The 16,935-nt window shown below is 67.0% G+C and carries 18 protein-coding genes and 1 pseudogene; 12 read left to right on the top strand and 7 right to left on the bottom strand.

Features of this window, described 5'->3' with window-relative positions:
- Positions 1-23: 23 nt before the first annotated feature.
- The 11 genes from AC5RWD_RS05055 to asd all read left to right on the top strand — a co-directional run bounded on the left by AC5RWD_RS05055 (position 24) and on the right by asd (position 10,603).
- On the top strand, positions 24-2,273 hold the full coding sequence (locus AC5RWD_RS05055; RefSeq protein WP_494018966.1) for an RNA degradosome polyphosphate kinase: 2,250 nt from the start codon (positions 24-26) through the stop codon (positions 2,271-2,273).
- Positions 2,274-2,284: 11 nt separating this feature from the next.
- On the top strand, positions 2,285-3,256 hold the full coding sequence (locus tag AC5RWD_RS05060; RefSeq protein ID WP_494018967.1) for an NUDIX hydrolase: 972 nt from the start codon (positions 2,285-2,287) through the stop codon (positions 3,254-3,256).
- 136 nt (positions 3,257-3,392) lie between these two features.
- A complete protein-coding gene (locus AC5RWD_RS05065) occupies positions 3,393-5,048 on the top strand; it encodes a hypothetical protein (RefSeq protein ID WP_494018968.1) in 1,656 nt (551 codons plus the stop codon).
- A complete protein-coding gene (locus AC5RWD_RS05070) occupies positions 5,045-5,545 on the top strand; it encodes a GntR family transcriptional regulator (RefSeq protein ID WP_494018969.1) in 501 nt (166 codons plus the stop codon). Before AC5RWD_RS05065 ends, AC5RWD_RS05070 begins: the two co-directional genes overlap by 4 nt.
- Positions 5,523-6,326, top strand: a complete 804-nt coding sequence (locus AC5RWD_RS05075) for a thymidylate synthase (protein ID WP_494018970.1) — start codon at positions 5,523-5,525, stop codon at positions 6,324-6,326. The genes AC5RWD_RS05070 and AC5RWD_RS05075 overlap by 23 nt, the downstream gene beginning before the upstream one ends.
- Complete coding sequence (locus tag AC5RWD_RS05080) at positions 6,323-6,907, top strand: dihydrofolate reductase (RefSeq protein ID WP_494018971.1); 585 nt, start codon at positions 6,323-6,325, stop codon at positions 6,905-6,907. Before AC5RWD_RS05075 ends, AC5RWD_RS05080 begins: the two co-directional genes overlap by 4 nt.
- 3 nt (positions 6,908-6,910) lie before the next feature.
- Entirely contained in the window at positions 6,911-7,129 is a 219-nt protein-coding gene (locus AC5RWD_RS05085; protein WP_494018972.1) for an NF038396 family protein, read from the top strand.
- Positions 7,130-7,265: 136 nt separating this feature from the next.
- Positions 7,266-8,345, top strand: coding sequence for a WXG100 family type VII secretion target (locus tag AC5RWD_RS05090; protein ID WP_494018973.1), 1,080 nt, complete (start codon positions 7,266-7,268; stop codon positions 8,343-8,345).
- A gap of 9 nt (positions 8,346-8,354) precedes the next feature.
- Positions 8,355-9,008, top strand: a complete 654-nt coding sequence (locus tag AC5RWD_RS05095) for a hypothetical protein (protein WP_494018974.1) — start codon at positions 8,355-8,357, stop codon at positions 9,006-9,008.
- A complete protein-coding gene (locus AC5RWD_RS05100) occupies positions 8,995-9,396 on the top strand; it encodes a hypothetical protein (protein WP_494018975.1) in 402 nt (133 codons plus the stop codon). Before AC5RWD_RS05095 ends, AC5RWD_RS05100 begins: the two co-directional genes overlap by 14 nt.
- 76 nt (positions 9,397-9,472) lie before the next feature.
- Positions 9,473-10,603: an aspartate-semialdehyde dehydrogenase gene (asd, locus tag AC5RWD_RS05105; RefSeq protein ID WP_494018976.1), complete on the top strand. Its 1,131-nt coding sequence runs from the start codon at positions 9,473-9,475 to the stop codon at positions 10,601-10,603.
- Between the two features lie 109 nt (positions 10,604-10,712).
- Here the strand turns inward: asd and AC5RWD_RS05110 are convergent, their stop codons facing one another.
- From AC5RWD_RS05110 to AC5RWD_RS05140, 7 genes and pseudogenes are all read right to left on the bottom strand, one after another.
- Positions 10,713-11,819, bottom strand: a complete 1,107-nt coding sequence (locus tag AC5RWD_RS05110) for a winged helix DNA-binding domain-containing protein (RefSeq protein WP_494018977.1) — start codon at positions 11,817-11,819, stop codon at positions 10,713-10,715.
- A gap of 45 nt (positions 11,820-11,864) precedes the next feature.
- Complete coding sequence (locus tag AC5RWD_RS05115; protein WP_494018978.1) at positions 11,865-12,932, bottom strand: UDP-N-acetylmuramate dehydrogenase; 1,068 nt, start codon at positions 12,930-12,932, stop codon at positions 11,865-11,867.
- 94 nt (positions 12,933-13,026) lie between these two features.
- Positions 13,027-13,464 (bottom strand): MaoC family dehydratase, encoded by a 438-nt coding sequence (locus AC5RWD_RS05120; protein ID WP_494018979.1) that lies wholly within the window; start codon positions 13,462-13,464, stop codon positions 13,027-13,029.
- A gap of 2 nt (positions 13,465-13,466) precedes the next feature.
- Positions 13,467-13,928 carry an FAS1-like dehydratase domain-containing protein gene (locus AC5RWD_RS05125; RefSeq protein ID WP_494018980.1) on the bottom strand — a complete coding sequence of 154 codons (462 nt, stop codon included), beginning with the start codon at positions 13,926-13,928 and terminating at the stop codon, positions 13,467-13,469.
- 31 nt (positions 13,929-13,959) lie between these two features.
- Positions 13,960-14,184 carry a DUF3188 domain-containing protein gene (locus tag AC5RWD_RS05130; protein ID WP_494018981.1) on the bottom strand — a complete coding sequence of 75 codons (225 nt, stop codon included), beginning with the start codon at positions 14,182-14,184 and terminating at the stop codon, positions 13,960-13,962.
- Positions 14,185-14,267: 83 nt separating this feature from the next.
- Positions 14,268-14,678 (bottom strand): annotated as a pseudogene (locus AC5RWD_RS05135) (DUF2797 domain-containing protein); the annotation flags it as partial.
- 11 nt (positions 14,679-14,689) lie between these two features.
- Positions 14,690-15,553, bottom strand: a complete 864-nt coding sequence (locus AC5RWD_RS05140; protein ID WP_306924976.1) for an HpcH/HpaI aldolase/citrate lyase family protein — start codon at positions 15,551-15,553, stop codon at positions 14,690-14,692.
- Positions 15,554-15,872: 319 nt separating this feature from the next.
- Here AC5RWD_RS05140 and AC5RWD_RS05145 point away from each other — a divergent pair, with 319 nt between their 5' ends.
- On the top strand, positions 15,873-16,910 hold the full coding sequence (locus AC5RWD_RS05145; RefSeq protein WP_494018982.1) for an ABC transporter substrate-binding protein: 1,038 nt from the start codon (positions 15,873-15,875) through the stop codon (positions 16,908-16,910).
- Positions 16,911-16,935 lie beyond the last annotated feature (25 nt).

Raw genomic sequence — 16,935 nt, forward strand, 5'->3', positions numbered from 1 at the left:
CCGCCAGTACTCAAGGAGAGCGCATGCAACCGGAATCCGCCGGAACAGCCACGACCGAAATCAAGGTGGCCCCTGTGCGCGCCCGGTTCGGCTCCTCCGAAGTGCCGGCCTCCCGCGCCACGCAGGACCGGATCGACATCCCCGAGTTCGCCGCCATCCTGGAACCGGAAGGCGAGATCAGCCCTGACCGGTTCCTGGACCGCGAGCTGAGCTGGCTAGCGTTCAACGCCCGGGTCCTCGAACTCGCCGAAGACCCCGACCTGTACCTGCTGGAACGCGTCAACTTCCTTTCGATCTTCGCCTCCAACCTTGACGAATTCTTCATGGTCCGCGTGGCCGGCCTGAAGCGCCGCATCGCCACCGGGCTCGCCGTCCCCTCCCCCGCCGGGTTAAGCCCCGTCCAGGTCCTGGAACAGATCGGCGAGGCAGCCCACCGCCTGCAGCAGCGGCATGCGCAGGTCTACGCCGAGCAGATCCGGCCGGCCCTGGCCTATGAGCACATCCACCTCATGCACTGGGACGAGCTCGACGACGAGGCCCGGCACCGGCTCAGCGCCATGTTCGCGGAGAAGGTCTTCCCGATCCTCACTCCGCTGGCGGTGGACCCCGCCCACCCGTTCCCCTACATCTCGGGCCTTTCCCTGAACCTCGCCGTCGTGGTCCGGAACCCGGTCAGCGACAAGGAGCTGTTCGCGCGCGTCAAGGTGCCGGACCAGCTGCCCCGGCTGATCTCCATCGATGGCCCCCGCGCCGGTTCGGTGCCCGGCCGCGTGGCACGGTTCATCGCCCTCGAGGAAGTCATCGCCGTCCACCTGGACCAGCTGTTCGCCGGCATGGAGGTCCTGGAGCACCACACCTTCCGTGTGACCCGCAACGAGGACGTCGAGGTGGAAGAGGACGACGCCGAGAACCTCCTGCAGGCGCTCGAAAAGGAACTGCTGCGCCGCCGGTTCGGGCCGCCCGTCCGGCTGGAAGTCACCAACGACATCAACCCGAACATCCGCGCGCTGCTGATCCGCGAGCTCGGCGTGGACGAGTCGGAGGTCTATTCCGTTCCGGCTCCCCTGGACCTGCGGGGCCTGTCCGTGATCGGCAGCATTGACCGCGCGGACCTGCACTACCCCAAGCACGTGCCACACACCTCGCGGTACCTGAATGAGTCCGAGACGTCCAAAGCCGCGAACGTCTTCGCCGCCATGCGCCGCCGGGACATCCTCTTGCACCACCCGTACGATTCGTTTTCCACGTCCGTCCAGGCGTTCCTGGAACAGGCGGCGGCAGACCCCAAGGTGCAGGCCATCAAGCAAACCCTGTACCGCACCTCGGGCGACTCCCCCATCGTCGATGCCCTCATCGACGCCGCCGAAGCAGGCAAGCAGGTGCTGGCCCTCGTGGAGATCAAGGCCCGGTTCGACGAGCAGGCCAACATTTCCTGGGCCCGCAAGCTGGAGCAGGCCGGCGTCCACGTGGTCTACGGCATCGTGGGCCTGAAGACCCACTGCAAGCTCTCCCTCGTGGTCCGCCAGGAGGTGGACGGGCTGCGCCGCTACTGCCACATCGGAACCGGCAACTACCACCCGCGGACCGCGCGCTACTACGAGGACCTCGGGCTCCTGACCGCCAACGAGCAGGTGGGCGAGGACCTCTCCAAGCTGTTCAACCAGCTTTCCGGGTACGCCCCCAAGTCGACCTTCAAGCGGCTCCTCGTGGCGCCCCGTTCCGTGCGTTCGGGACTGATCGAAAGGATCGAGGCCGAAATCCGCAACGCCCGGGCAGGGATTCCCGCGCGCGTGCAGATCAAGGTCAACTCCATGGTGGATGAATCCATCATCGATTCCCTCTACCGCGCTTCCCAGGCCGGCGTGCAGGTGGACGTCATAGTCCGCGGCATCTGCTCACTGCGCCCCGGCATCCCAGGCCTCAGCGAGAACATCACCGTCCGCTCCGTCCTGGGCCGCTTCCTTGAGCACTCACGCGTTTTCGCCTTCAGCAACGGCGGCGACCCCGTGGTGTACATCGGATCCGCCGACATGATGCACCGCAACCTGGACCGCAGGGTGGAGGCGCTGGTGCAGCTGTCCGGCGGTGAAGACACCGCCTACGTCCTGGACCTGATGCGCCGGTACATGGATCCCGAGACGTCCAGCTGGCACCTGGACAACGACGGCGAGTGGACCCGCCACCATATCGGCGACGACGGCAGAAAGCTTGACGACGTCCAAACCTGGCTCCTGGCATCCCGCTCCCGGCAGCGCGCCGTCGTCCGGCGGTAGGAACCCGGCCTTTGAAGAGCAGCGACTCACCCATAGCGGATCAGACCGATCACCCGGGCGAGCCGGTAGCCGTCACGGCCGCCGGCGCCCTCCCTTGGCGCGTCAAGAAAGACCAGCTGGAAGTCCTCCTGATCCATCGCCCGCGGTACGACGACTGGTCCTGGCCCAAGGGCAAACTTGACCCGGGCGAGACCGTGCCCGAGTGCGCCGTCCGCGAGGTGGAGGAGGAGATCGGCCTCGTGGCGCCGCTGGGCATCCCGCTTCCGCCTATCCACTACCACGTTGCGGCCGGGCTGAAGATTGTGCACTACTGGGCCGTTGAGGTCACGGGCAATTCCCTGCGGCCCGACGGCAAGGAAGTGGACAGCGTCATGTGGTGTACCCCGGAACGGGCCGCCCAGCTGCTGTCCAACCCCTCGGACAGGGCGCCGTTGGAGTACCTCGCAGCGGCGCACGCCCGCAAGGAACTGCAGACCTGGCCGCTCGTCATTGTGCGCCATGCCAAGGCCAAACCGCGCTCGTCATGGACCAAGGCCGAAGGCGAGCGGCCCCTGGCTGCCACCGGTGTCCGCCAGGCACAGGCCGTGCACCGGCTGCTGAAGGCGTGGAAGCCTATGCGTGTGGTCAGCAGCCCGTGGCTGCGCTGTGTGGCCACCATCGCACCGTACGTCAAGTCCTCGGACGCCAAGGTCAAACTGGTGGATGCGCTGACGGAGCACCGGCATGCCCGGAACCCCAAAAAGACGGCGGCCGTCGTCGACGCGCTGTTCGACAAGCAGCGGCCGGTGGTCCTGTGTACCCACCGGCCGGCCCTCCCCACCGTCCTGGGCCAGCTTGCCGGTTACATGACCCCCCGGCTCAAAGGCCTGCTGCCGGTGGCGGACCCCTACCTCGCCCCGGGGGAAATGATCATCTGCCACGTGGCGCACGCCAGCAAGAGCAGGATCGTGTCCGTGGAGCAGTTCAAGCCTTTCGACGACTGAGATCATCCGGTCCGCCGCTTAGACGCCCGCCCCTCGCCTTGACGCCGCCCTCGTTGACGGTGCCACCTTTGTATCAAATACTTGGTACAAAGATGGCGCTGGAGGACAGGCGCTTTGGGGATCATTGGGGGATCTGATGCCAATACAGTTTGAGTCGCCGCCCATGGCGCTGCTGGGACCGCTGCTGGCTGCAACGGGAATTTACGGATTACTGCGCTGGGTAGTCTGGGCGCCGGGCGGCGGCACGTCGCCCAAGTCAGTTTCGGACCACGCGCTCTGGGTTGGCGTTGTCGGTTGGTTGGCAAGCACGCTGCAGGGAGCAGCGAACGCCGGCATCATCCCGCTCAACCCGCAGACACCGTCCCTGCAGCAACCTGCCGACATCCTGGGGGCGCTGGCGTGGCCAATAGCCGGCTCCCTCGGCGTCCACGCCCTTGGCCAGCTCAGTTATCCGGGTCCCCGCGGTCCGCGCCGGCTGGCAACCCTGTCCGTCCGCCGGGTGAGGGATTTTCTACCGCGCAAGCTCGCCTGGACGACGCTCGGTATTTTCGCTGGCGCCGGCGCAGCCATCGCGTGGGCGGCCACGCAGCAGGCATACCGTCCGTTGCCGTATGCTTCCCCGCCATACGGGGAACCGGGTCCCACGGTGGGCGGCGACGGACGTATTGCCGGCACCGAACTGGCGGCCTGCCTTGGCGCCGCCCTCCTGCTACTGGCGGCCGGAACCACTCTCGTGCTGTGGCTGATTTCCCGCCGCCGGCAGCTCGAAGCACTGGATGCCGGCGACAACGTCGTCCTCCGCACTATCGCGATGAACCGTCTGTTGCGGACCGTCTCCACCATTGCTGCGGGGCTCGCGGCCATCGCCGGCAACTACGCCACCCGTCCGGATCCGGCAGTTACCACCACATGGATCAACCCCGTCGGGCTGGTGCCGGTGGTGGTGCTTTTCGTGATGTGGCTGTGGCAGCCGCCGCAGCTGGCCAGTGTCCAGAACCGCAATGTCCGGGGCCGGGCTTCGTCGTCCGGCCGGAAAAATGTCCGGAACCTCCGCAGCGAGAAGCACCCAGCAGGGGTGCTCACCGTGTCCCTCGGAGCCCTCCTCGGGCTGGCAGCAGTGGCGCCGGGGATTGCCGTCCTGATCCTTCTGGGCTCCACCAGTCCGCTCCTCGCCACCGTCATCTCAGCTGTGATGGCCGCGTGCGTCCTGTTGGCCATCCTGGGCGGCGAGCTTCTCCTCGATCGGAACTACGGTACGGACTCGGCAGTCCGTGGCTGGCCCGTCCAGCCGGTGGCGCCGGCCCTCCTCACCGCCGCAATCATTGGCCTGCTGCTGCTCGCAGTCGTGATCGTGATGACCTCCGTGGGAGAAGCAGCACTTCCGTCCGGAACGCCTGTGGTCCCGGGCTGGATTCCGACGGCGGTGGCAACTGCCGCCGTCGCCGTCACGGCTGTGCCCGCAACCCTTGCCGTGCGCCGGCGCCGCGGCATCGTCACGTCGGATGAAGGGCTGGACGCGGCGCTCCGCGCCGTCACGCTCAACAGGATTATGCGGATCCTGGCCGCATTGCTGCTGGCACAGGCGGGCGGCCTGCTGATATCGGCAAACCGGGCGTGGGGTGTGCTGCTGGGAACGCAGGCGGTTCCGGCGGAACTGTGGGAAGCGGCTGCGGCCGCCGCCGGGTACGTGCTGGTGTCGGCTGCCGTGGTGCTTTCCCTGATCCGCGTGACCTCCTTCGGCCCGAGGAGCGTGCCGGCCGCTCGGCGTGCACGGGTGGAACCTGCGCGATGACGGCCGGCATTTCGGTGGACCTCAGCTCCCCCACTCCCCCGTACGAGCAGATCCGGCTGCAGATCAGCGCGCTGATCGCCGCGGGCGGGCTCACAGCCGGGACGCGGCTGCCGGCAGTCCGCCGTCTGGCGGCCGATCTAGGCCTTGCCGCCGGGACCGTGGCCCGGGCGTACAAGGAACTTGAACAGGGCGGGCTGATCGAAACCCGGCGCCGAAATGGAACTGTCGTCGTCGGGCTTCCGGCACACGGTGTGCCGGAAGCCGGCGTGCCCGCCTCCGGAGGGGCCGGTTCCAGTACCGCCGGTCCGGGTGCGGCCGCAGCGGAATTGGGTGCCGCCGTCGAGCGCCTCATCACGGCCGGAACCAAGGCGGGCCTGCCCGACGAGGAGCTTCTTGCGCTCCTCCGTGTCAGCCTGCAGCGCCGCCGCGGCCTGCCTTCAGGTCCTCCGGCGGCCCTCCGACTAGACTGGACGCGTGAGCACCCCAACGCCCTATGAAGACCTTCTGCGCGACGTCATGGCCAACGGCACGCACAAATCAGACCGCACCGGCACCGGAACCAGCAGCGTTTTCGGGCGGCAGATCCGCTTCGATCTGAGCGAAAGCTTCCCGCTGATCACCACCAAGCGGGTGCACTTCAAATCCGTGGCCGTCGAGCTGCTCTGGTTCCTCCGCGGCGACTCCAACGTGAAGTGGATGCAGGACCAGGGCGTGACCATCTGGAACGAGTGGGCCGACGCCGAGGGTGAACTCGGGCCGGTTTACGGCGTCCAGTGGCGGAGCTGGCCCACGCCGGACGGCGGACACATCGACCAGATCGCCGAACTCGTGGAAAACCTGAAGTCGAACCCGGACTCACGCCGGCACATCGTCTCCGCCTGGAACGTGAGTGAGCTCAAGGACATGGCACTGCCGCCCTGCCACGCGTTCTTCCAGTTCTACGTTGCGGACGGCAAGCTCTCCTGCCAGCTGTACCAGCGCTCCGCGGACATGTTCCTGGGCGTGCCGTTCAACATCGCCTCCTACTCGCTGCTGACCTGCATGCTAGCGCAGCAGACCGGACTCGAGCCCGGCGAATTCGTCTGGACCGGCGGCGACGTGCACATCTACGACAACCACATGGACCAGGTCCTGAAGCAGCTGGACCGGGAACCGTACGAGTACCCGCAGCTGAAGATCACCCGCAGGCCGGCGTCGATCTTCAGCTACACCCTGGACGACTTCGAAGTGGTGGGCTACCGGCACCACCCCACGATCAAGGCGCCGATCGCCGTATGAGCACGGAGGGCACTATGGACGGGCAGGCTTTCAGCGATGAGATCGCCGCGGGGATGTCGGGGATCGGGTTGGTGTGGGCACAGACGCCTGCCGGCGTCATCGGCAAGGACGGCGACATGCCGTGGAACCTGCCCGAGGACCTGAAGCATTTCACCCGGGTCACCACCGGCCACCCAGTCATCATGGGCCGCAAAACCTGGCTCTCCTTCCCCGAGAAGTACCGTCCGCTGCCCAACCGGACCAACATCGTCATCACCCGGCAGGAGAACTGGGGCAGCACGCCCGAGGCGGAGGGCGCCGTCGTCGTCAAATCCCTCGACGATGCCCTGTTGGAATCACAGTTTGCCCCGGGCTGCGAAGCAGTCTGGATCCTCGGCGGCGGCGAAATTTTCAAGGAGTCCACGGACCTGGCCAACGTCGCCGTGGTCACCACCATCGATGTGGACGCCGACGGCGACACCTATGCCCCGGAACTCGGCGACGGCTGGGTGGCCGGCACGTCCGTGCCCTCCGACGGCTGGCTGACCGGGGCCAACGGCACCCGCTACCGGTTCACCAAGTGGAACCGCTCGGAAGGTTAGAAGATGCTGCGCAAACCCGAAACCCTTTTCGTGCTCGGCTACATGCTGCTGCCATTGCTGGCACTGCTGTCCGCGATCGTGGGCCTGACCATGATCCTGGGCGGCAACAAGATCGCCGGCATCATCGTGCTGGTGGTGGTGACGCAGGCGTTCGCCTTCGGCGCCTTCTTTGCCCTGCGCGCCCGCAAGAACGCGCTCTTGGAAGAACCCGACCGCCAGTAGAGCCCGACCACCCCTAGCGCCAGCATGGGGAGTGCTGCCCATCGCGGCGGCCTTGGGCCCGAACTAGAGTGATGGCTGGACTTAGCAGCAACCGTGCCAGCGCGGAACGGTCAGGATTTTGGGGGATGATGCCGCAGTGACAGGTAACTTGTGGGGCGCCGACGTCGCGCAGCTTCGCACACTCGCGCAGCAGTTCGGCAAGGTCTCCGACACCCTGCTGCAGACGTCATCCCAGCTCACCAACCAGATCAACAACAACCCTTCCTGGAAGGGCAACGACGCCACCCAGTTCCGCTCGGACTGGAACGGCAACCACCGGGCGCTCATCCAGCGGACTGCGCGCGCCCTCAAGGACGAGTCCCGGAAGCTCCTGGACAACGCCAACGAACAGGAGAAGGCCAGCGACGCCGCCCCCGGCTCTGGCGGCGGCCCCGTCACACTTGGCGATCCCGGCGGCTCGCTGGCGGGAACACTGGGCGGCGTGCTGCTCGGGGGCATTGGGGCGCTCAGGGCGGGCATGACCCTGCACAAGTTCATCAAGGCTCCGTTCACCCTGGCCAAGCACCTCGGGCAGTACGGCTGGGTGCTAAAGAACCAGCGGGCAGATTTCATCAAGTCGTTCCTGCAGGGCAGCCACCGCATCGGAGGCCCCGGCTTTGCTGCACACCGGCTCCTCGGCAATTCCGCCCTGGACGACCTGCTCAAGGGGTCGGCGTCCGCCCACCGCGGACTCGGGCTGATCGACAAGGCCACTGACATTGCGTCGCTGAAGAATCTGAACAAACACATTGGCGTCCTTTCCAAGTTCGGTCCCCTCCTCGAGGAGAAACCGTGGATCGGGGCCGGGACCAAGCTCGAATGGCTCGGCAAGTCGGGCCTGGCGCGGGGACTTGGCTGGGCGGGCGTCGGCTTCAGCGCCTATGACTCCGTAAAGAGCTTTTCCGACGGCGACATCAAGGGCGGGTTGGCCAGCGCGGGTAAGGGGCTCTTGGGTGTCGGGTGCTTCCTGCCGCCTCCCGCCGGGACCGTCTGCCAGGTCGCCAGCGTCGGCATAGCGGTGTACGAGAACTGGGACACCATCAGCAGCGTTGGCAAGAACATCGGCGAAGGAGTCGTCAACGCCGTGAAGGACCCCGGAAAGTTCGTCAGCGACACGAAGGATACGTTGGTGGATGCAGGCAAGTCCGTGGGCAAGTTCTTCGGATTCGGCGATTAGGAGACAAGCATGACGGTTCAGGACCCAACCCAGCAGGAACCGCGCCTTGGCGCTGACGTCATCGGCTTCGGCGTGGGCGAGTTCGCCTACCTGCTGAACGTTTTTGAAGGCCCCGCCCGCGACCGTTCAGTCAGCGTCTTCCGTGCTGAGGAAATGATCGACGACGTCACCCTGGCCACCGCCGGCGCGTCTTCGCTGCTGGCCCGCGACCTGGCTGCGGTTGATGACGACGGCGACCTGGGCGTGAAAGGTGTGGCGGCTGCCGTCGCCACTGCGCTGGGACGGGCGACCCGGTGGACGGAAATCTCCCTCTTGACCGGCGAAACAATGGACAACGTGGCAATGCTGGAGGCACCAGGCGTTTCATTGATGCTCCAGCCCCGGCTCCTGGGCACCTGGTTCGTCTTCGCCCAGGATCCCGCCATCTCCTCGGCGGAGGCGACACTCCGGGTGATCCGCCAGCACGTCGAACAAAACCGTGGCGCCTCCGCATACCTGGTTTTCAAGACCCTGGCTTCCGAGCAGCACCTGCTGGTCCGCCGTGAGGAGACCTCCTGGACCACCGGCGTTCCCGATTTCGACAAGGACGCGGTAGCAGAAACAGCAGGGCTGGACGATGCCGGGCTGCTGGCGGCGATTGAGGATGCCCGTGGCGAGGCGTAGCGAGGGTGTCCCACAGGAGCCGGGCTACGTTCCGTCGCAGACCCCCGACGACAAGCTGATTCACCGCCGGGCCGGGAACGGCGAAATGGTGGCCTACACGCCGGCGGAATATGGCGTCCGCAAGGACGACGGCCACGGCCTGGTCAAGCCCGTCAACAGCTCCGGCGGGCTGCTCTTCCTGGCGATTCTTGCCTCATTGTTCACCGGCGGGATCGTCTACGGCATTGCCCGAATCGCGCTCGACGGTACGTGGGGAATCCTGGGCGAGGTCTGGTGGGTGGTGCCTGTCGGAATTCTCGTACCCCTGGCGGCGTGGTCCGCGTACGCCAAGGAACGCAGGGCCGAGAAGCTACGCAAAGCCCGCAACCTTCCGCGGCCCGTCGACTGACATCTCTGCGTCCAGCGCGGCAGCGGCAGTGACGTAACCGACTGCGGCCTGCCAAATACGAAGATAAACTGGCTGGATGACTACAGCAGCTACCCCCTCCGTCGGCCTGGTCGGATGGCGCGGCATGGTCGGCTCCGTCCTGATGCAGCGCATGCAGGACGAGGGCGACTTCGCCAGCATCAACCCGGTATTTTTCTCCACCTCAAACGCGGGAGGTGCCGCCCCGACTTTCGCTGACGGGGCCGGCAAGCTCGAGGACGCGTTCGATGTCGAGACATTGGCGAAGCTGCCGATTATAGTCACCGCCCAGGGCGGGGACTACACCAAGCAGGTCCACGGCGAGCTGCGCAGCCGGGGCTGGGACGGCCTCTGGATCGACGCCGCCTCCACCCTGCGCATGAACGATGACTCCATCATCGTCCTTGACCCCATCAACCGCGACGTCATCGACAAGGGACTGGCCAACGGCGTCAAGGACTTCATCGGCGGCAACTGTACCGTCTCGTGCATGCTCATGGGCCTCGGCGGGCTCTTCAAGAACGGCCTCGTCGAGTGGGGCACGTCCATGACCTACCAGGCCGCCTCCGGCGGCGGCGCCCGTCACATGCGCGAACTGCTCAGCCAGTTCGGGACCCTCAACGCCGAGGTCAGCACGGAACTGCGTGACCCCGCGTCGGCCATTCTGGACATCGACCGCAAGGTGCTGGCCCACCAGCGCACCGGCATCGATGCAACCCAGTTCGGTGTGCCGCTGGCAGGCTCCCTCATCCCGTGGATCGACGCCGATCTCGGTAACGGCCAGTCCAAGGAAGAATGGAAGGCTGGTGTTGAGACCAACAAGATCCTCGGCACCTCCGAGGAGAACCACATCATCATGGACGGCCTCTGCGTCCGGATCGGCGCCATGCGTTCGCACTCCCAGGCGCTCACGCTCAAGCTGCGCGAGGACCTCTCCGTTGCCGAAATCGAGAAGCTGCTCGATGAGGACAACGAATGGGCCAAGGTTGTGCCCAACACCAAGGAAGCGTCGATGGCCGAGCTCACCCCGGTGGCTGCCTCCGGCACCCTGGACATCCCGGTGGGCCGTATCCGCAAGCTCGAGATGGGCCCGCAGTACATCAGCGCCTTCACCGTGGGCGACCAGCTCCTCTGGGGCGCCGCCGAGCCGCTGCGCCGCATGCTCAACATCGCCACCGGCACGCTGTAACCAGGCTTCACGTTAACCGGCCCTGCCCCGCACGACCTGTCCCTTCCGGGGCGTTCATGCGGAGCGGGGCCGGTTTTGCGTCTGCGTCCACCCGACGCTTCCTCACCGGTCAGGACAGGAGGAACCGCTCGTACCGCTCGGCAGCGCGGCGGAAGCCGGTCAGGGCGGCCGGGCCCAGGGGCTTCGTGTCGTCGAAGGGAACGGGTACGACGGCGGCCTTCCGCCCGCTCCCCTGTCTTACCCAGGTTCCGGTCACCTCGCCGCCAGCCACGATGGCTTTCTTGAACACCCCGTTGCCCCCGGGGACGATCTTTTGCGCGTGCTCGGGCGGCAGCACGATACTCCTGTCTGTGTAGCCGAGGACGAACTCGTCGAACCCCGGAAGGGCGAGCACCGAGCGCTGGCCCGGAACACCGGCGTCAAGCAGGGCCGCGGCCTCCGGCGAGAGCCAGTACTGGGTCCCGCCGTGCTCAAGCTCCACCAACCCGCCGCTCACCGCCGGCAGGGCCCGCCGCGCCTCCGTCAAAGGGATGCCGGACCACCAGGCGAAGTCTCGCAGCGTGGCGGGCCCGTGGCCGCGCAGGTACCTCAGCAACAGCTCCGCGATCCCCTCCTCGCGGCCCAGGTCCCGTGAGGACGTTATCCACCGGTCGAAGGCAACGAACTTCTGCTGGTTGCCGTCCAGCGGCCCCTGCACCAGCGAGGCGCTCTGGCAGAGCATCCACAGCAGGTGGACCCCGCGCTGGGCCTTGGTGGCCTGCCCGGCGGCCTCGAACGCCGCGAACACTTCTTCCCTGGTGGCGGCCCGTCCTCCGTCAACCAGGCCGAGGGCCGTCTCCCGGCAGGCCTCCACGTCGCTGCCGGTGATTTCCAGCTGCCGGTGCCGGCCGGCGGTGCCCTGGATCATCCGGGCCGTGGTGATGTTCAGGATCCAGCGCAGGTCCTCGGGCGCCAGCAGGTGCAGCGTGCCCCGCATCGGCCATGACCGGACTACGGACCCGTCATCCAAAGCCCGGCGGACGTCGCTCAGGCCCGCGCCGGGAACCCGGATACCCACGGCCCACAGCGCCGACTGGAGGTCCTGGGCCTGCATCGCGGTCATCGCACGGACGGCCTCCGGCACGCCGCCGAACCCGGACCCCAGCAGCCCCTGCGACGCCAGCCTTAACCGGCCCATCACCTTGGGCGAAACCCTGGTCTTCACCGCAGCTGCCATGAGCCCATCCTAGGATGCCCGGGAAAGGAGCAGGCGCCCGCACCGCTAGAGCGTGAGGCCGATCAGGAGCGGTTCGGGGTGCAGCTCAATGCCAAAACGCCCGGCGACGCCGGCACGCACCTCGCGCGCGATCGCCAACATATCGGCGGCCCGGGCCGAGCCGCGGTTGGTGATGGCCAGCGTGTGCTTGGTGGACAGCGAGGCCCGGCCGCCGGAGACGCTCCCGGCTTCCAGCCCGAAGCCCTTGCCGAAGCCGGCGTGGTCGATCAGCCAGGCCGCGGACAACTTGACCTGCCCGTCGGCGCCGCCCGGGAAGCGTGGCGCGGATTCCGGAAGCCCTGCCGCCACGTCGGCCGGGACGATCGGGTTGGTGAAGAACGAACCCGTGGAGTAGGTGTCCCGGTCCGCTGGGTCCAGCACCATGCCCTTGGAGGCGCGCAGCCGCAGGACCTCGCGGCGGACGTCGTTGGAGTAGGCCCGCTGGCCCTGCTCGACGCCCAGGACCCGCGCCAGCTCCGCATAGCGGATCGGTGCGCTCATGCGCCCCAGCGGCAGCTGGAACTCGACGGTCAGGACAACGTAGCGCGGAGAGCCGTTCACGGTGGTCTGCTTGAGGATGGAATCGCGGTACCCGAACTTCAGCTCCGAGTTGGTGAAGGTCTTCACGGCGTTGCGCTCCCGGTCCCAGGTGCGGACCGCGGCAATGGTCTGCGAAACGTCCGCGCCGTAGGCGCCGACGTTCTGCACCGGCGTGGCCCCGGTGGCCCCGGGGATCCCGGACAACGCCTCGATGCCGGACCAGGCGTGCAGCACGGCATGCTCCACGAGCGCGTCCCAGTTGTGTCCGGCCTGCACCACCACTGCCACGCCCCCGCAGGAGTCCTCGGCATTGACGGTGAACCCCTCGGAGGCGATCTTCAGGACGGTTCCGGGGAACCCGTCGTCGGAAATCAGGAGGTTGGACCCGCCGCCGATGATCAGCAGCTGCTCACCGGCGGCGTCCGCGGCGCGCACCGCCTCGATGATCTCAGCCTCGGTGCGCGCCTCGACGTAATTGCCGGCGGGACCGCCGACGGCGGCCGTGGTCAGATCGGAAAGCATTGGGGAGGTCACCAGTCCAGCCTATAGGGAACAGAAACAGGGACGGCATTGCGCCTGAGGTTGGCTTCCGCCCCAGGAAGGCGCCGGACCTCAGAACAGCATCGCGTCAGGCCAACCGGACGAGGGCCTGGGCCTTCACCAGCACCTTCTGCCCGTCGAACACGACAGTGAGGTCCACGCGCGCGGTGCGGGCGCCGGCATCCAGCGCGCCGACGGCTCCGCTGACGTCGATCACTGCACCGGCGTCGCCGGTTCCCGTGGTGTCCGTGACCAGCACCGGCTTGGTGAAGCGGGTCTGGTAGTCGACGACGGCGGCCGGGTCACCGGCCCAGTCGCTGACCAGCTGCACGGCTGCACCCATGGTGAACATGCCGTGGGCGATGACGCCGGGAAGCTCGACGCCCGTGGCGAAGGCCTCGTTCCAATGGATGGGGTTGAAGTCGCCCGAGGCGCCGGCGTACTTAACCAGGTCCTGCCGGGTCACCTGGATGCTGCGGCTGCCGATGTCCTGGCCGACGCTGAGTTCTTCGAATGTGGGGCTCATGGCTACTGTCCCTCTCCGCGGACCAGGATGGATGACTTGGTGGTGGATACCGGCTCGCGCCCGTCCCCGTCCGTGAGCGCGAAGATCTCGCTGCGCGTGGTGATCATGGCGCCGCCGCCCATGGCGCGCACGCCATCGACGTGCAGTTCGGCGACGAGCCGGTCGCCGGCGAAGATCGGGCGGTGGTGGGTGAACCGCTGGTCCGCGTGGACCACGCGGGAGAAGTCGATGCCGGCCGCCGGGTCCTCGATCAGCTGGGCGTCGGCGCGCTGGGCGATGATGATGGCAAACGTGGGCGGTGCCACGAGGTCGGGGTGGCCCAGGCCCTGTGCGGCGTCAACGTCGAAGTGGGCGGGATGGGTGGCCTTGACGGCGCGGGCGAACTCGCGGATTTTCTCGCGGCCGACGTCATACACCTCTGCGGCAGGGTAGCTTCGGCCCTGCAGGTCAGGATTGATAGTCATGGGTTCAAGCCTATCGGGGCCGGCGGGTTTCCTACTTGGGAATGTTCTTCCGCACACTCTGGCCGCGGACCACTAGACCGACGATGTGCAGCACCAGGCCCAGGCCGATCACCGGCAGCGACCCGACCATGAGCCCCTGGTTGCCGGCGGCATTGCCTGCGATGTTGAGGATGAGACCGACGGCGATGAGGCCCATCGCGGCGAAGACCAGGATTTTGTAGGACTTGGGCGCGGTGGCCCAGAATTCGTGCAGCACCGGGCCAGTTTACCCAGTCAGGCTGGATGCCCTCAGAAAAGTGCTTCCTGCACCGCCGGCACTTCCGAGCTGTACTCCCCCAGCGGGTCCGTCAGGGCGGCAGCCTTCGCCGCGCCGCGCACCTGGTGGGCAAGGCCCGCTTCGCTCGTGGCCAGGTCCTCCAGGACGCGCACCACCCGCCCGTCCTCCGCCAGCGCTACGTAACGGGCAACCACCGCACCCTGCTCAGCCAGCCGGTTCCATTTGCGCGGCTGCGAGGCCGTGCCGATCTTGCTGGCACCGTTGGCGAACGTGGCCACATAGAGCCAGTGCGGCTGCATGAGATAGTCCCGCAGGCCGGCCGGGTCGAGCGTCATCTCACTGAACCCGTCGGGACGGTACTGGAGGCGGAGAACCGGCCTGCCGCCGTCGGACGCTGTGGACACGGCCGGCGGCCCATCCCAAAAGACCCCGTGCACCAGATAACGGGATCGGTCACGGGGTCTCCTGGTGATGCTGATGCGGGCTAGAGCGCGGGCTGCACGCCAAACGCTACCGCGAGCTTCATGATCTTCTCTGCGCGGCCGAGGCGGGGCAGGTCGGAGCCGTCGCGGATGACGCGGCCGTTGGCCTCGAAGTCGGCCATGAAGTCGGTGGCCCAGGCGACGTCCGACGGGGTGGGGCTGATGACCTCGTTGATGACGCTGGTCTGGTCGATGGCCAGGCAGAGCTTTCCGGTCATGCCCATCATCACTGTGACGCCGGTCTGCTCGCGCAGGATGGGGTGGTTGGTGCCCACAGTGGGTCCGTCGATGGGGCCCGGCAAGTTGCCCACGCGGCTGGCGACGACGAGCTTGGCGCGCGGGTAGGCCATGGCCTCCTGGGTGTTCGCCATGCCGGTGTCGCGGCGGAAGTCGCCGGAACCGAAGGCCAGGCGGAACGCACCCTGGGCCTTGGCGATGTGGTTGGCCTCCTCGATGCCGAGCGCGGATTCCACGAGCGGGATGACCGGCGTCTTGCCGTCCATGCGGTGGAAGGACTCGGTGACCTGGTCGGCCGACTCCGTCTTGGCCAGCATGACGCCGAGCAGCCCCGGCGTGCCGCGCAGGCCCGCGAGGTCGTCGGCCCAGAACTTGCTGGTGGCGTCGTTGATCCGAACCCAGGCACGGCCTCCGCCGGAGAGCCAGTTCACCACATTCTCGCGGGCAACGTCCTTCTGCGAGGGGTCAACGGCGTCTTCGATGTCGAGGATGATCGAGTCCGCGCGGGACACAGCGGACTGGTCAAAAAGCTCGGTTTTCATTGCGTTGACAAGCAGCCACGACCGGGCGATCTCGGCGGGGATATTGCGTTCGTGCCGGGTGATCTCGGCTGTGGAAGTAGACGTCATGGTTCTACCGTATCGGGCGCGCGCCCGTGTGCGCGACGCAGATCAACCCCGCCGGGCAGACCATTACGAACAAAAGCCACAGTCTACCGCCGTCGGAACAACGCCCGGGCACCGCCCGTCATGGAGATTCACCGGCCGCAACGGGGCGCCTCATGACCCGCTGTTGCGCCGTATTTCCGCGGATTTCCAACGGTTGCCCGCCGTGACCTGGGCACTTTTCCGGGCCCTGTCGAGTGCGCTTACATCGATTCATCGGCCGTTACAGCGGCCGCCAAGAACCTGGCTCACCAGCCAACCAACCCCCTGAAGGAACCCCCCAATGAAACGACACCTGACCATCCTGAGTGCTGCGGCCGCCGTCGTCATCGCCCTGACGGTGTCCGGCTGCGGCGGGAGCGCCGCCGGCGACAGCACGGCCGCCACCGGGGCCGCCGGTGCCAATGAAGTGAAAGAGCTCCGCTATCAGGGCTGGGCCAACAACGTCACGCTTCCGGAGCTGGCGCAGGACCTCGGCTACCTGGGCGACGTCAAGCTGAACTGGGTGGGCAACACCATCAGCGGCCCGCAGGACATCCAGTCCGCGGCGACGGGCCAGACCGACTTCGGCGGCGCGTTCGCCGGCGCCGTAGTGAAGCTCGTGGAGGCCGGCGCTCCGGTGAAGGCCGTCATCAACTACTACGGCGAGGACAGCAAGACCTTTAACGGCTTCTACGTGAAGGAAGACAGCCCGATCAGGACTGCCCGGGACTTCATCGGCAAGAAGATCGCCGTGAACACCCTCGGCGCGCATTCCGAGGCGGTCATCAACACCTACCTCCGCAAGAACGGCCTGAGCGCGGACGAGATCAAGCAGGTCCAGCTCGTGGTGGTTCCGCCGAACGACACGGAGGAAGCCATCCGCCGCGGCCAGGTGGACGCCGGCTCGCTGGGCAGCATCCTGCAGGACAAGGCCATCGCCAACGGCGGGCTGCGGTCCGTCTTCAGCGACTTCGACCTGTTCGGCACGTTTGCCGGCGGACCATATGTCTTCCGGGAGGACTTCCTCGCCAAGAACCCCAACACGGTCCGGACGTTCACCACGGGCGTGGCGAAGGCCATCGAGTGGGAGCGGAGCACGCCCCGCAAGGAAGTCATTGCCCGGCTCACCAAGATCCTGAAGGAACGCGGCCGCAACGAGAACCCCGCCGCCCTGCAGTACTGGAAGAGCGTCGGCGTCCCCGCCAAGGGCGAGATCAAGGACGAGGACTTCACCCGCTGGGAGGAGTACCTGAAGTCCGCCGGCATCATCAAATCCGACCTGGACGCCAAGAAGCTGTACACCAATGAGTTCAACGGACTCCTGACCGATTCAAAGTAACGCCCGATTCAAAGTATCCGCAGCA

The sequence above is a fragment of the Arthrobacter sp. CMU6 genome, assembly GCF_059090205.1.